This window comes from Anabaena catenula FACHB-362 (genome assembly GCF_014698735.1).
Taxonomy (GTDB): domain Bacteria; phylum Cyanobacteriota; class Cyanobacteriia; order Cyanobacteriales; family Nostocaceae; genus Anabaena; species Anabaena variabilis_A.
Genome location: NZ_JACJTQ010000022.1, coordinates 87,628 through 103,204, shown reverse-complemented (window position 1 = coordinate 103,204; position 15,577 = coordinate 87,628). Strand labels below are relative to the sequence as shown.

At 39.1% G+C, this 15,577-nt stretch carries 13 protein-coding genes and 1 tRNA gene; 8 read left to right on the top strand and 6 right to left on the bottom strand.

Translation table 11 applies throughout. The annotated features are described in order from the left end of the window. The first annotated feature begins 300 nt into the window (after nt 1-300). The gene (locus tag H6G68_RS15445; protein WP_339327866.1) at nt 301-618 is read left to right on the top strand and encodes a chemotaxis protein CheB; all 318 of its coding nucleotides are present in this window, start codon (nt 301-303) and stop codon (nt 616-618) included. 556 nt (nt 619-1,174) lie between these two features. On the opposite strand, the gene H6G68_RS15440 is transcribed toward H6G68_RS15445, so the two are convergent. Next, nucleotides 1,175-2,623: a site-specific integrase gene (locus H6G68_RS15440; RefSeq protein WP_190907424.1), complete on the bottom strand. Its 1,449-nt coding sequence runs from the start codon at nt 2,621-2,623 to the stop codon at nt 1,175-1,177. Nucleotides 2,624-2,806: 183 nt separating this feature from the next. Here H6G68_RS15440 and H6G68_RS15435 point away from each other — a divergent pair. The 3 genes from H6G68_RS15435 (at nt 2,807) to H6G68_RS15425 (ending at nt 6,772) form a co-directional block, all read left to right on the top strand. Then, nucleotides 2,807-2,878: transfer RNA gene (locus H6G68_RS15435), tRNA-Lys, on the top strand. 353 nt (nt 2,879-3,231) lie between these two features. Beyond that, a complete protein-coding gene (locus tag H6G68_RS15430; protein WP_190907423.1) occupies nt 3,232-4,242 on the top strand; it encodes an AAA family ATPase in 1,011 nt (336 codons plus the stop codon). 46 nt (nt 4,243-4,288) lie between these two features. Next, the gene (locus H6G68_RS15425) at nt 4,289-6,772 is read left to right on the top strand and encodes a S8 family peptidase (RefSeq protein WP_242045280.1); all 2,484 of its coding nucleotides are present in this window, start codon (nt 4,289-4,291) and stop codon (nt 6,770-6,772) included. 87 nt (nt 6,773-6,859) lie between these two features. On the opposite strand, the gene H6G68_RS15420 is transcribed toward H6G68_RS15425, so the two are convergent. Further along, nucleotides 6,860-7,738, bottom strand: a complete 879-nt coding sequence (locus H6G68_RS15420) for a TetR/AcrR family transcriptional regulator (protein ID WP_190907421.1) — start codon at nt 7,736-7,738, stop codon at nt 6,860-6,862. Between the two features lie 137 nt (nt 7,739-7,875). On the opposite strand from H6G68_RS15420, the gene H6G68_RS15415 reads away from it, so the two are divergent. The 3 genes from H6G68_RS15415 to H6G68_RS15405 are packed head-to-tail and all read left to right on the top strand — an operon-like array spanning nt 7,876 to nt 11,132. After that, on the top strand, nt 7,876-9,180 hold the full coding sequence (locus H6G68_RS15415) for an ABC exporter membrane fusion protein (RefSeq protein WP_190907420.1): 1,305 nt from the start codon (nt 7,876-7,878) through the stop codon (nt 9,178-9,180). Beyond that, nucleotides 9,177-10,358, top strand: coding sequence for an ABC transporter permease DevC (gene devC, locus H6G68_RS15410; RefSeq protein WP_190907419.1), 1,182 nt, complete (start codon nt 9,177-9,179; stop codon nt 10,356-10,358). The genes H6G68_RS15415 and devC overlap by 4 nt, the downstream gene beginning before the upstream one ends. Nucleotides 10,359-10,415: 57 nt before the next feature. Beyond that, nucleotides 10,416-11,132 (top strand): DevA family ABC transporter ATP-binding protein, encoded by a 717-nt coding sequence (locus H6G68_RS15405; protein WP_190907418.1) that lies wholly within the window; start codon nt 10,416-10,418, stop codon nt 11,130-11,132. Nucleotides 11,133-11,167: 35 nt separating this feature from the next. On the opposite strand, the gene H6G68_RS15400 is transcribed toward H6G68_RS15405, so the two are convergent. The 4 genes from H6G68_RS15400 to H6G68_RS15385 form a co-directional block, all read right to left on the bottom strand. Then, complete coding sequence (locus H6G68_RS15400) at nt 11,168-11,629, bottom strand: DUF29 domain-containing protein (protein WP_190907417.1); 462 nt, start codon at nt 11,627-11,629, stop codon at nt 11,168-11,170. Nucleotides 11,630-11,641: 12 nt separating this feature from the next. Continuing rightward, nucleotides 11,642-11,803, bottom strand: a complete 162-nt coding sequence (locus tag H6G68_RS15395) for a hypothetical protein (RefSeq protein ID WP_190907435.1) — start codon at nt 11,801-11,803, stop codon at nt 11,642-11,644. A gap of 13 nt (nt 11,804-11,816) precedes the next feature. Next, nucleotides 11,817-13,337 (bottom strand): NAD(P)H-hydrate dehydratase, encoded by a 1,521-nt coding sequence (locus H6G68_RS15390; protein ID WP_190907416.1) that lies wholly within the window; start codon nt 13,335-13,337, stop codon nt 11,817-11,819. A gap of 126 nt (nt 13,338-13,463) precedes the next feature. Next, a complete protein-coding gene (locus H6G68_RS15385) occupies nt 13,464-14,219 on the bottom strand; it encodes a hypothetical protein (RefSeq protein WP_190907415.1) in 756 nt (251 codons plus the stop codon). A gap of 232 nt (nt 14,220-14,451) precedes the next feature. Here H6G68_RS15385 and mnmA point away from each other — a divergent pair, with 232 nt between their 5' ends. Further along, on the top strand, nt 14,452-15,504 hold the full coding sequence (mnmA, locus tag H6G68_RS15380; protein WP_190907414.1) for a tRNA 2-thiouridine(34) synthase MnmA: 1,053 nt from the start codon (nt 14,452-14,454) through the stop codon (nt 15,502-15,504). Nucleotides 15,505-15,577 lie beyond the last annotated feature (73 nt).

The following is a 15,577-nucleotide window of genomic DNA, read 5'->3' as shown; positions in this document are numbered from 1 at the left end:
GGCATCTCTAACGCTTATTTTAGCGTACCAGCCAGCTACCTTTGCATTGGGGCATCTCACTTTTAAAAGCAGTGGCAGTAACACTTTAGCTATTTCCGGAGATGTCTATTTAAGCAATGGTTTCTCAATGATCCACACGACGCAGCTGGTATAAGACGAATTGAGACTGCTTATGATAATCTCTATGGTGATCCTGATACCTTACCTTATCTTTATGGTTGTCCTAATGACAGTAACAAAGCCAGATTTATTAAACAAAAACTAAAAAACAAGCCCCAAGGAACAGTAGTATACTTAGATATGCCTTGCATAGACAAATTCATGAGTGAAGTTGCTGCTAGTACAAATCAAGCAGTAATAGCAGGTTTGCTTCTCTGCGGGCTATTTGGGGACGGTGCAAAAGGATTGAAAGAAATAAAAAAGAAAGGTGGGCATACAGCAGTGCAGTATCCGGGCGAGTGCTGTCATGAGATACGTGGAAAAGATACCGCAACTATGCCGAATACTGCATTAAATATAGTAGAACCCAATGAGCATGACATTGTTACGTTAGAGCGCACACCATACAAGACAACATTATCTCAATGGTTATCTGACTTAAAAAATAAAATAAAATAATCTAGATAACGCTTACCCCACGCTTTCTCTACTTCCTTCTGAAAAACCAAAGTGCTGTGAACATAGCGATCGCGGAGCAGACCCTTTAATTAATAATGCAGAGTCGCTTTAACAGCGGTGGGTTTATGGACTTGTTTGGGATGGCTGATGGGTTAGCTTACACTCTATGTCTGTAAGAAGTAGCTTACATAATTAGACTAAAAGCTAACCTTGTAGTTGATTCAGCAGGTTACTTCAATTAGATATTCTTATCTATTCCTCTTATGTATACTAAGCCTTATTTGCAGGGAATCTAACCTTTTGTAGACGCTAGTGAAAGTATCATTAAGACTCTCAGAGGCAATCCTTAATGCGCTTTCCGGGGTCTCTTTGAGGTGAGTGTCAACTAGCTTTATAAGTCTCACAGTTGAAGCTAACTCCTCTATGCAAGCCTCTATGGCTACAACCATTTCTATATAAACCGGGTCTTCCATTTTCTATTTCCTTATTTATTGATAGTAGTAGACAATTACCTGACAATGACTTCTTTTACTAAAAGGGGCTAAATAAAGCTAGGTTAGTTAATGTTCAGTAATTTGATAATTTCACCTTCAGATACATTGTAAATACTGGATAGCAAAGCTACTGATTTTTTATCTGTACACTCAAGTTGTTTAGCGATCGCAATTGCGGTTTCCAGGGGCAGGGCTTGGTGGTTCGATTGAGTTAAAAGGTCAATGGTGGTTCGAGTAGTTTGCCTCCGCTTATAAACTTGGTCATTCATGCTAGGACTATGACCAAGACTCATAGCTCGCTTTTCAAGACTAACCCCTGCCATCATTCCGTTTAAGTTGGCTAAATGACGTAGAGCATGACTCTGTGTAAACTCAGTACCTTTCAACCAGTTACATAAGTTGTTTCTAGCAGTTTTAGTATATTTGTGGCGGATTGAAACAGGATTAGTAGTTTCTAAAGTAACTTGGGGCAGTATTCCTCCCCTGATACCTAGAACTTCAATCAAGTTTGGGTGAGTGGGTGGTAATAAGGGAACTGTCAGCCTATAGCCTGTTTTGGTTGTAGTGCCAATTAATGTTTCATCACCTACAACAGCAATCATCTTACTATTATTAGGGTCATTCAACGCGGGTATAGTTATTCCATCCTTGGTTATAAAAGGGGAATCTATATTTTTAACAGCAAACACTTCACTAATTCTTAGCCCATAAATGACCTGCATTGAGAAAACAAATAACCAAGATTTACGAGATTCAATGTTATATCTTTTATCTCCAATAGGGACATCTAGTATACATTCTCGCATCTCTAGAAAACCTTCAATAGACACACTTTGCAAATCGTCTCTAAACTTAGATTGAGTTGATTTAATCTTCTGAATCTCTTGGTAAATAGATTGGTAGCCACACAGTTCAGTCAGCTTCTTCATAGCCCTAATGCACATACTAAACATCTTACTACCCGTTTCCTTAGTGTTTATCGCGGTTAATATATCTGAGTAATTAACTATGTTCTCTAACGGCAAGAGTTTAAAGTACCTACCATAGGCATCATTCCAGCAACTTTGATGAGAGGGATTACTTCTATTACGCGGCTGCCTCTTTCCATTACAACTAGACCAGTAATTATTTTCTACTAGTTGAATAGCCTCTGCAAAGGTAATCAGGTCATTTTTGATTACATTACTTTCTAGAATTGTCTCTTCATACCAGTGCCAGAAGTCTATCTCACTGGTAAATTTCTCTAACGCCTGACTCACCAGTTGAGCTTTCTCTAGGGATTTAACTATACCTATCTCAGTGAATTCACAATTGCAGGCTTTGGAAGTTCTTTTATCACCTATTTTGAACTGAAGAGCCACATAGGTAGCAGATGCTCTGACTTCTCTCTTTAAACCTACCCCTTTAGGAGTCTGCTTTTGTATGCTTTTAAATAAAGCTAGTAAGCGTTCATAACCAATTAAATGATTATCCAGATTGCTTGCTGTATCTGGGTTTGAACTTTCCCTCATTTTTCCCTCATTCCACCAATAAGTTGAGGGAAATCTGAGGGAAAATCTACATAAGTCAGGTTATTAACTGGTCGAAAGTGCCGATAATCAAATCACTTTCACAATTAAATTCCCGCTTCAGCCAGTTTTTTAACTGCAACACTAGCGCCAATGTCAAAAGTCTGATATCATGAGTCCTAGTGTGGGTGAGTAGCTCAACGGTAGAGCAGTTGACTCTTAATCAATTGGTTGCGGGTTCGATTCCCTCCTCACCCACTAATAGTTTTTGACTAAATGAAGATAGTTTATACCTAGTCGCTAAGTAAATATCTAGCTTCTTCGCGTTGTGAGAGAAAATAGAGAGAGTGCGATCGCTCCAAAGACTGAAAACGCTCCAAATAGCGAAAAGTTTTTGATGATATTGAGTTAAAATTGCTGTTGCGGTATCACAAGCTTGTGGCGAGATAAGAATATAAGGGAAAGCAATCAAGTAAACCAGGCTTGAGGAATGGTTGCCCTCAATTGTAATATTTCATTGCTACAATGGAATGTTTGCCCGGATGTACTTATTAGTACAAAAGTTCTATATTAGATTAGGTACATAGGGTATCTAATCCCAATTCTAAACTATGGCACGTGGCGAAACCCTCAGAAAGCTATTCAGAAGCTTCTCTCGCAATGAGAGAGAGGAGTTTTTGGCTGCGGCTATGGAACTTATTGAAGAAGAAAAAAATAAAAACCATATCCTGCTGGCTAGAGATTTGGAAAAGCTGCTGCACAATGGAAATGGATACACTAAACCCTTAGCTGCTAACCTAGCTCCCTGGAACCAGTTTCCTGAACCGCCTAAAGACAAAGATACGGGACTAGCCTTACTTGAGGTAAAGAAGTTCGATCTGACATGGGATCACATCGTCCTCAGTGAAAAAATTTTTGATATTCTGCAAGAAATTGTCCTCGAAAACCGCAAACAAGACATTCTTGCAGCGTATAATCTCAAGCCCAAAAACAAATTGCTTTTCTGTGGACCACCTGGTTGTGGTAAAACCCAAACGGCAAAAATCCTCTCCAGTGCTTTGGGGCTACCACTGGTTTATGTGAACCTAACAGCCGTATTCTCTTCTTATTTGGGTGAAACTGCAACCAATCTTCAGAAAATTTTTACCTATATTGAAAACGGTGAATGGCTGGTTTTATTTGATGAGTTTGATGCGATCGCTCGTGATCGAGATAACTTAAATGAACATGGTGAAGTCAAACGCTTAGTGAATAGCCTGTTACAACTCATTGATAATGCGACGAATCAAAGTATATTTGTTGCAGCGACTAATCATGAGAAACTATTGGACAGTGCAGTTTGGCGACGATTTGATGAGGTGATCTTCTTCGATAACCCATCGCTTGAACTAAAAACGGCGCTTTTGAGTCGTTATTTGTCTGGTATCCGTTATACTGCTATTAATCTATCTACTTTTGCAGATCGGCTAGAGAATGCTACTGGAGCAGATATAGAACGTATTTGTTCTGATGCAATTAAAGCCGTGATTCTACGGGGGGAACGTATCTTAACTGCTGATGATTTAGAAGTTGCGATAGGACGTTTTTTAGAGAGGCAAAGTATAATAGCAAACTCAAAATAATTATCTACGCCAAGTCCTCATGGTAAGTCAGTTTGAACACCTAAAATTGCCAAGAATAATCAATATCGAATTACCACGACGACGACATCGTGGTGGAGGCGGTGGTGAAAAACGCACTGATTTTATTGAACATGGTAAGCGTTTATTAGATCAAATTTCTGGACTGACTGAGCCTACAAATCAAAATAGTAACCCTTTCCGTCTTGACCCAAAATTAATTTTTAAGATTAAAGCTGCTAAAAAACTTTCAGACGATCTAGTTAATCAGATAGCACTAAACATCCTAGCACGTGAACCGGATAAAGCCATAGTTGTCTTCTCGTCTGACATGGAGCTAATACAATTTAAGAAACGTTTAGAAAATTACAGTCAAATTACAGAAGGACATGAATATTCATATTTAGGGGCAATTGACGAATTAGTTCCCCTCGAACGTGAAGATCGCATTGGTCGTCTGTTAGAACTCAAGCCTGTACAATCAAATGAACTTGCAGCTTTAGATTTGGAATTATGGCACACAGGTGATCGCAAAGAGATGAAAGCATCTTTAGAACATATTGCCGAAACGCTAAAATACTTTTCCAGCGATATTGCTCCCGTGAGAATGAGTGATAGCTACGTTGGTGATTATCTGTGCATAGCTAGAATTAAGGTCACTTACGAAGTTTTAGAGTTTTTACTGGAGTTAGAAACTGTTAAAGAAATTGATCGCCCTCCCCAACCTGCATTTGAGAGAACTGCTGATTATAATTTACCAATTTCTAGTTTTCCTGAAGTTGTTTCTCCACCTGAAGAGAATTGCGGTATTCTTGTTATAGACTCAGGTGTACAGCGTGGTCATCCATTAATTGCTCCAGTGCTGGGTGAAGCTGAAGTATTCCCAGATGCAAAACGGCAGTTCATAAAAGGTGGCGCTGATGATGTACATGGACATGGTACAAGTGTTGCTGGAATTGCTATCTATGGAGATGTTGAAAACTGCATTAAACAACTTTCATTCGATCCAACAGCTTGGTTATTTTCTGCCCGTGTGACAGATGAAAACTGCAAATATGATGAGGATCTTCTTGTAGAAACCCAACTTGATCAAGCTATTCAAGCTTTTGTGGAACAGTATCCCAATTGTAAAGTTATTAATATCTCATTAGGCAATGCTGAACAAATCTATATAGATGGTATGAAGCAGTTTCGATTAGCTGCAAAGATAGATGAAATTGCTTATCAATACCAACATAAAAATATTATTTTTGTGATTTCAGCAGGGAATACTGAACCACCTCATGAAGAGGCAAAATCAGATGAGCAATTAAGGACTGACTACCCCAATTATCTACTGAATCAAAACGCTCGAATTATCGATCCGGCTACTTCTGCGATCGCACTAACTGTAGGTTCTTTATCTTATGGTCGTGGTAGTATTACAGAACCTTCTGATGTTCGTCGTCAGGCGATCGCAAAATCACCAAAATACCCCTCTCCTTTTACCAGAACTGGTTTTGGAGTAGATGGAATGATTAAGCCTGATGTTGTAGATTTTGGTGGAGATACTGTCATAGACCTCAAATATCGTGAAGGTCTAAATTTACCTAAAACCAAATTGCGACTATCAGATACTGTCGCTGGAGTTTCTGTTGTTACTCTCTGCAAAGACCTGAGTTCTTTATTTCATATCTGTAGTGGTACGAGTTTTGCTGCACCTCGTGTTGCTAACATTGCGGCTCAACTCTTCACAAAATACCCAAATGCCAGTTCTAACCTCATTCGAGCATTGATTGTCAACTCTGCGGTTCTTCCTAAAGAAATTCCAGACCAATTCCAATGGAACAGTAAACAGTCTCAGGGTGAAAAGACAAAACAAATTGAAAAGCAGTTAGCAATTTATGGCTATGGACAGACTGACTTAGAACGTGCAATGTATTCTGCTGAAAACTACGTTGTTCTATCAGAAGATAATATCTTCATTCCAGTAGGCAAGTTTCATATTTATGAAATTCCCCAATTACCAGAGGAATTTTTTGATGTAAAAGGTACTCGCACACTATCAATCACCTTGGCTTTTGACCCTCCAACTCGTCCAACTCGTGGAGATTCATATTTAGGAGTCACAATGGAATTCAACCTTTTCAAGGGAATTGATCGGGAAAGTATCGTGAATGCTTATGTAGATGCTAGTAAAAGTGGTTCACCTGATAAATTTACAGAAATATCACTGGAAAACTTAAACAAAAAACATAAAGGAAAGAGTATTATTACCGAGTTATCTCCAAGTTCCACCCTTCGGAAGAAGGGAACAGTGCAAAGGGGACAAGTAGAAATAACAGCCAACGCTAAAAAATATAATAATTTGCCTATGAACCTAGTTGTGAGTTGTAATCGTAAATGGGCAAATCCAGATGAAATTGAAATGCAACGTTATGCCTTAGTTGCTTGTATTAGTCATTCTGATTCTCAAGTTAATTTGTATAATCGTCTTCAACTCCAGATTACCGAGAGAAATAGAGAGCAAGAGCGACAACGAGGAAGAGTTTAACTGATGATAGAGTGTGGAACTTACTGCCTCATCTTGGAATTAAGTCAGCGATCGCTTTTACTTCAATTATTCCATGTATATACACAACTACTTCCTCGACTCCTGACCATCTCCAAACCCTTGACGAGCAAAGATTTCAATCATCTCACTGCGGGTTAAATTATTTTCCTGCGCTAATTCATCCAATTTTGCCCAAGCCGTATCTGTAAGCCGGATAGACCGCAACTTTTTAGACTCATCACCATAATCAGCCTGAAATCTCCCCCCAGTTGTGCGCTTGCGTCTGGGTGATTTATGCCTTGTTCCAGAATACTTGTCACCATGTATATCTATTTTACTACTGGTGATTAAATTAACCAGATTATCAATCAAGTGATCGCTCTCCATCGGTAAAATCTCACGACCATGCAACATATCCTGAGTAATCGTAAAATACACCAAAGTCCCCAAAAAAACTCGTGCTGCTACTGGTGCATCAGGTAATTGCAATTCTGGATGCGCTGCAAAATATTGAGTAATGACATCTAAACTAGTTTTATCTACATTGCGAACAAAAACTTGAGCTAATGACGGAAAACGCCCAGACTCAGCAATAATCAACCTCACAAAACTTAATAACTCCTGTGAACAAGCGATGTTATCTAAAATACTATTGGCGATGCGACGCAGAACTATCTCCGGTTCTCCTGCGAGAAATTGCGGATCTTCAGGATTAAAAATCTCCAAATATGTTTTCTGCGCTAATTTTTCAATCAGTGCAGTGAATAATCCTTCCTTATCCTGAAAGTAGCTGTATACCGTTGTTTTCGATACACCAGCGGCAGCTGTCACTCTATCCATAGTGGTTGCAGCGTAGCCGTGTGTCAAAAACTCCTGCATTGCACCAGCCAAGATAGCATCAACTTTCTCCACTAACAGCAATCGTTCTACAGGACTTTCTTCTACTTCTTTGTTCTTTTTTCGCATATCAGCTACCCAGATTAATTCCCAGATTAATTATTTTAGCGATGACTCTTGACAAGATTGTAATGAACGGTTTAGTTTAGTTACAGACAACTAAACTAATTAGTTTAGTTCCCATCTTAAATCATAGGGGAAAACTTATGGTGCGTGATGTAACAACTAAAAATTCCGCATTTTTGAAACCTACTTCCCGTCAACTGATATTGCTGACAACAGCTTTATTCATGGCAATTCTGGGAATAAAAGGGTATAAAGTATTACAAGCTCAATCCAAAACCACTGTAATCCAAGCTGCCCAAATAACTACACCGCAAATCAAGACGGTGACAGCATTAGGGAGAATTGAACCTAAAGGAAAAGTAATTAAACTTTCCGCGCCTACATCTAGTCAAGGTAGCCGAGTAGAGACACTGTTGGTTAAAGAAGGAGATAAAGTCAAAACAGGGCAAGTAATAGCCATTTTAGATAATCGTCCTCGTCTCCAAGCCGCTTACCAAGAAGCACAAGCAGCGGTGAAAGTTGCCCAGGTAAACTTAGAAAAAGTACAAGCAGGCGCGAAAGTAGGCGAAATAGAAGCACAAAAAGCCGATATTGCCAGAATAGAAGCCCAAAAGCTCGGAGATGAAACCGGACAAAGACAAGCAGTTGCCAGATTAGAAGCGCAATGGCAAGGTGAGACAAGCGCACAACAAGCAACAATTAATAGACTACAAGCCGAACTCAAAAATGCTCAAGTAGAACTGCAACGCTATCAGCAACTTTACCAAGATGGGGCAATTTCTCAGTCTTTATTTGATACTAAACGTCTCAGTTTTGATACCATCACCCAACAGTTAAGTGAAGCCAGAGCAAACCTCAACCGCATTGATAGCACAGGACGCAAGCAAATTAGTGAAGCCAAAACTGCCCTAACCCGGATTAACGCCACTGGTAGCAAACAAGTTACTTCTGCCAAAGCCACCTTAAACCAAATAGCCGAAGTTCGTCCGGTAGACGTAGCAGCAGCCAAAGCCGAAGTTAGCCGTACCATAGCTGCCGCACAACAGGCCAAAGCTAATTTAGACCAAGTTTATGTGAAATCACCCCAAGATGGTGTAATATTTGACATTTATACTCGTTCCGGTGAAGTGGTATCCAACGACGGAATTGTGGAAATTGGGCAAACCAACCAGATGTATGCAGTTGTAGAAGTTTACCAAAACGATGTAAGTAAAATTACTCCTAAACAAAAAGTAAAAATATCTAGCAACTCCCTAGCAGGTGAATTGCACGGAACAGTAGATTGGGTTGGCTGGAAAGTACAACGGCAAAATGTGATCAACTCTGACCCCAGTGAAAATATTGATTCTAGAGTTGTTGAAGTTCATGTACAGCTAGATCAAGAATCAAGTAATAAAGCCGCAAAATTTACCAATTTACAAATCAAGGCAGTAATTTCACTATGATAGGATTTATTCAAGGACTCCAACGACGCACACCTCTAGGATGGTTACAACTCAGCCATCATCGAAGTCGCTTGTTAGTTGCTATATCAGGGATTGCTTTTGCAGATGTGCTAATTTTTATGCAGCTTGGCTTTCAGAACGCCTTGTATGACAGCAATACTACCTTAAATCGTGGAGTGCTTGCAGACATCGTTTTGATCAGTCCGCAAAGCCGGAATATGCAAAATATGTCCACCTTTTCACGGAGGAGGCTGTTTCAAGCTGCTGATGTACCCGGTGTGAAATCCGCCCAAGCCATGTATATCGGTTTAGTCACCTGGAAAAATCCCCAAACACGTCGCAAGACTTCAGTACAAGCAATTGGCTTTAATCCTGAGCAATCTGCATTAGATATACCAGAAATCAACGCTCAATTAGATAAACTAAAATTAGCAGATAACTTTCTTTTTGACCGTGGTGCTAGAGGTGAATATGATCAGGTTTTTAGCAAAATTGATGCAGGTCAAAGTGTTCCCACAGAAATAGAAAAACGGACAATTAATATTAGTGGATTATTTAAATTAGGAGCATCCTTTGGGGCTGATGGGACGTTAGTTTCTAGCGATGAAAACTTTTTACGCATCTTTCCCAAACGAAAGGTAGGAAGCATCGATCTTGGATTAATTTCCATTCAACCAGGATATGAACCAGAACAGGTAGCAGCAGCATTAAAATCACACCTTAAAGATAATGAAGATGTGAAAGTTTTCACTAAACAAGAATTTATCAAATTTGAAGAAGATTATTGGAAAAAAGAAAGTCCCATCGGCTTTATATTTACTGTAGGTGTATCTATGGGATTTATTGTCGGTGTCATTATTGTTTATCAAGTTCTTTCCACAGATGTAAATGCCCATATTAAAGAATACGCCACATTTAAAGCAATGGGATATCAGAACGCATACCTATTAGGCGTAATTTTTGAAGAAGCAATTATTTTAGCAGCATTGGGTTTTATTCCTGGATTTATAGTACCTTTAGGACTTTATCAACTGACTCGCAACGCCACAAACTTACCAATATACATGACCTTAACAAGAGCGTTAATAGTTTTTCTATTGACAATCATCATGTGTACAATTTCTGGCACAATAGCCACTGGTAAACTACAATCAGCCGATCCTGCGGATATGTTTTAAATACATCAAAATTACTCTCTGCGTCTCTGCTTTAAAAATCTCTTTGAAACCTCAATTATGCAAACTATTAATTCTCCCAAACCAGTAATCTCCATCCAAAACCTTGACCATTATTTTGGAACTGGACAACTCAAAAAACAAGTTTTATTTAATATCAACCTTACAATTAACACAGGTGAAATTGTCATCATGACAGGACCATCTGGGTCAGGTAAAACTACATTATTAACCTTAGCGGGTGGATTACGTTCTGCTCAATCTGGAAGCTTGCAAATATTAGGTGAAGAGTTATGCAAAGCTAATGCTAAACAACTCACCCAAGCGCGACGAAATAACGGTTATATCTTCCAAGCTCACAATTTACACGGTAGCTTAACCGCAATTCAAAACGTGAGAATGGGTTTAGAATTACATCCGAAAATCTCAACTCAAGAAATGCTCAATCGTTCAAAAGTAATGTTAGAAGAGGTAGGATTAGGAAATCGAATTAATTACTATCCAGATAGTTTATCAGGAGGACAAAAACAACGGGTAGCGATCGCACGCGCATTAGTTAGTAACCCAAAAATTATTTTAGCGGATGAACCCACAGCCGCACTTGATAAACAATCGGGACGGGATGTGGTAGAATTAATGCAGAAATTAGCGAAAGAGCATGGTTGTACAATTTTGCTAGTTACCCACGATAACCGCATTTTAGATATTGCTGATCGCATTGTTTACATGGAAGATGGTCATCTGGTTAGAGATGGTGTAGGTGTTATGACTGCATGAAAGTAAAATTACAAGGATAAAAATTAGGAATTTAATTAATCAGGTAAAAAGTCTTGATTTAAACATTCATCTGTATTAAAAGGAGATTCTACAGGAAAAATATCCAGCACTAAACCAGTTTCATCACTGGCTTGTTTTCTAGCATCTTGATAACATTCAATAAATACTTCTTGAAAATAAGTCTTTAGGCTAGGACTATCTTTAAAACTTCTTGTCAATCTACGCCGATGTTCTCTAATAGTTGATTTCCAACTGTTAGTTCGTTTTTCTGATTGATATTTGTATTTTAGCAGGTGCATTAACAGAATAATTAGGTTGCTTTCTAGCGCCTGTTTTTCATTTCTGCCCATGCTTTCAATTTCTTCAATCAGATTTTCTAAATCAACATCTGCAAATTTACCTGCTTTTAACTGTTTGGCTGTTGTTTCTATCCACAGATAAAAATCTTGGTTGTAGAGATTAGCGTTTGTAGTTGCTGTTGCTTGAGGTGCTGTCATATAATTATATAATTATTTAACCTCCTGTGATTCTATTATAACAAATCCTGGAGGAGACATTTGGCAAATGCTTTTAGCCAGATTTTCGGCAAAGGGAGCATATCCTAATTTGTCATCTTTCGGATTAGTTAAAGGATTATCTGCTGACAAAATATTGAAATCTTCAGTTTCCACGTTAGAATTACTCCTAGTTTTTGATCGCTTTCATTAAATACTGCGTCAAAGTAAAAGCATCAACACCTAATTCTGTCCTTTCTTCTGCTGCTAAAATACCTGCTTGAGAATGCCACCAAGCCGCAGTTGCTACAACATCTTCAATAGGAGTTTGTTTATTTGCAGCTTGCGCCAATAATCCACCCATTAAACCAGTTAACACATCACCGCTACCACCACGGGCTAAAGCTGGGGTACTTTCAGGATTTATCCAAACGACACCTTCAGGATTAGATATGGCTGTTCTTGCCCCTTTTAACAACACTATAGCCCCAGTTTGAGCAGATGCGGTTTGTACTGCTCTTATTCTGTTCGTATAATCAATATCAGGAAACAAACGCTCAAATTCACCTGTATGGGGTGTGAGTACAGTTGCAGCTTGACGTTTTTGTAAAGTGGAAATAGTTCCTAATTGTGCCAAAATATTTAAAGCATCAGCATCAATAATTAAAGGAACTTCACTTTCAATTACCTGTTGTACTATTGGCATAGCATCTTGAGTTAAACCGGGGCCGCAAGCAATTACAGTAAAAGAACTTAAATGGGTTTTTCCTGGTAATTGTAAATGAGAAATTGCTCCCGTTTCTGTTTCTGGACAATCGATAATTAATGCTTCTGGTAAATGTGACACCAACAGCGGTTTAATAGATTCAGGTACAGCAATTGATAACATCCCCACACCGGAAGCCCGCGCACCCAAACCAGTTAAAATTGCTCCACCCGCATAACGTCGTGAACCACAAATTAATAATAAATGTCCTGATTTATATTTATGTGTAACTGGGGAACGAGGTAATGGTAAAGTCGCAAGTGCGGTTGTTTTAGTAATGCGGTTTATTTTCGGTGGATTTCCTAAAACAGCATGAATATCTGCTAAGGGAATATCAAAATCAATTAATTCAGCTTTGCCAATATATTCTAATGCTTGTTCTTGCAATAAACCCTGTTTCCATAAACCCAAGCAAAAGGTGTAATTTGCCCGAATTGCAGTTCTTAAAACCTCACCTGTATCTGTATGCAAACCGGAAGGTAAATCAATACTAAAAATCTGCTGATTCCATTCATTAAAATGATTAATTGCGGAAGCAATAGTATCGGTAATTTCTCTTTCTAAACCAAAACCAAATAATCCATCAACTAAAAAATTACAATTTGGTAATTCTTCAAGTTCTTGATAACAAGTAATTCCTATACTTTGAGCATATTGGAAATGTTGAGAAGTTAATTCTTTTAGTTTAGAAAAAGGTTGATAAATCCAAACTTGATAACCACGAAAATGTAATTCACGAGCTACTACTAAAGCATCACCACCATTATGACCGGGACCGACTAGAATTCCTACACGCTGTCCTTGGGGAATAATAGCCTGTAAGCGATCGCTAATTAATCTCGCTACTTTTTCCATTAAAGCCGCAACAGGCATCCCAGCGGCAAATATCCGCCCCTCAATATCCCGCATTTGTGCAGCAGTAACGATAACTTGTTCTTTAGTCATTTGGAATAGGGAACAGAGAATAGGGAACAGGGAATAGGGAATAGGGGAAAAACTTTTCCCAGTTACGAATTACGAATTACGTATCCCTAGCGGGACCGGAGGCACTATTACGAATTATTTGGTCACTCATTTTCCGTAGTAAACTCTAGCATCACCGTAACCTGACTTTTGTAGATAATTATTCCATTGTTCTGCCATCGAGCGATCGCTAAACGGTCCCACAGCTATATGCGCTCCTCGTGGTTGATTTCTCTGGAACACATTGCTATTTCGACCTATGTTTTTTTGAATTTGTTGGGCAATGTATCGTAAATTATTTTTGTTACTGGGAATGATCACATAGTAAGCATTAACAGGTTTAGTAATCACAGAATAACTACTAGGAGAGGAAAACGGCACCGCTGCACCCGAATAGTAAGCTATTGGCTCCGTATTAGAGAAACTGACAACACGAGCGCCACTAACACCTTTTAACTCCAGTTCTCTCACTCGTTCTTGGGCGTTAGATTGTCGGGTAAAAATACCTGACTGGATAACGTTACGTCCATTGTACTCCCGAATATAAGCACTGCTCTCCACCTGACGGACTTGTTGAAGTGTTTGCATATTACTGCTGTCAACATAGACAAAGTAACGCTCAAAGTTTTGGTTAGATTGACTAATTTGTGTGGTTGAGTAGGAATCAGAATTTTGGTTTGGTTGATTAAACTCCACCGGTTCCATTGGTTGCAACTGTGGTAATGCTGATTGCGCTATTAAAAAACCATTTTTGGATATTTGGGCTTGTGCTGGGTTATGTTGGGGAATTAGCACCAACAATCCCCCAAAAACTAGAAAAAGTATGGATAGGGAAGTAAATTGACTGGGCATTTTACTAGACATATATTTTTTAAACCAAATAATCTTACAGTTACATATTTTTTACCAGACATCATTTTAAATAGGCAATGAGGAATTTTCAATACTTGTAACTAAGATAAAAACCGAAGTGCTTTTCTCGCCAAGCTTTACGGAAGTATATGCTACAATTGGAGAGTCTGGTAATTGCAGTGCTGTGCTAAGATGAAAAACCTGCACTAGCAATAAAAATTTAGCACTTTTAAAAGTGTGGTTTATGAAAAAAGTCGTCGTTGGTCTTTCAGGTGGCGTTGACAGTTCTGTAGCTGCCGCTATTCTACATAATCAGGGCTATGATGTAATTGGTTTGACCCTTTGGCTAATGAAAGGCAAAGGGCAATGTTGCTCTGAAGGAATGATCGACGCGGCTCAGATTTGTGAACAACTGGGCGTTCCCCATGAAATTGTCGATATTCGGGATGTCTTTCAAACAGAGATTATCGATTTCGTTGTCACTGGTTATAGTGCGGGAATTACGCCGTTGCCTTGTTCCCAATGTAACAAGACAGTGAAATTTGGACCAATGGTAAAATATGCTCGTGAAAAATTGGAATGCGATCGCATTGCTACCGGTCATTATGCCAAAATTCGCTACGATGAAACCAGCGGACGTTACCAATTGTTACGTGCAGTTGACCGCAACAAAGACCAATCTTACTTCCTCTATGATTTGTCTCAAGATTTATTAGGTGCTTCTATATTTCCCTTGGGTGAACTGAATAAAACCGACACCCGACGCATGGCGGCTGAATACGACTTAAAAACAGCTGATAAACCAGAAAGTCAAGATTTATGCCTAGTGGAAAGTAACGGTTCCATGCGGGCATTTTTAGATAAATATCTAGCTCCTAAACCAGGTGATATTGTCGATACCACTGGTAAAATTTTAGGTCAACATGATGGAGTGCATCATTACACCATCGGACAGCGTAAGGGTTTGGGGATTGCTGCACCGGAAGCGCTGTATGTAATCGAACTAGATGCTGTAAATAATCGTGTTGTCGTGGGCGATCGCACCAAGGGAACTGAGGCAGAATGTACAGTAAATAGAGTAAATTGGGTTTCTATTGCTGAACCAGCAACCCCCATTCGTGCAGAAGTGCAAATTCGCTATCGTTCTCAACCTGTACCCGTGACAGTGATTCCTTGTGAAGATTCCCGTGTGCGTTTAGTGTTTGATGAACCTCAATTCAGCATTACCCCTGGACAAGCTGCGGTTTGGTATGAAGGGGATAAGGTTTTAGGTGGAGGGATTATTGAGCAGTTTTAGTTAAGAATAAACCCATACTTACCCCTCCTCGCTCTTTGGTGGAGGGATTTTTTGTTTTTACTGGTAATAACAA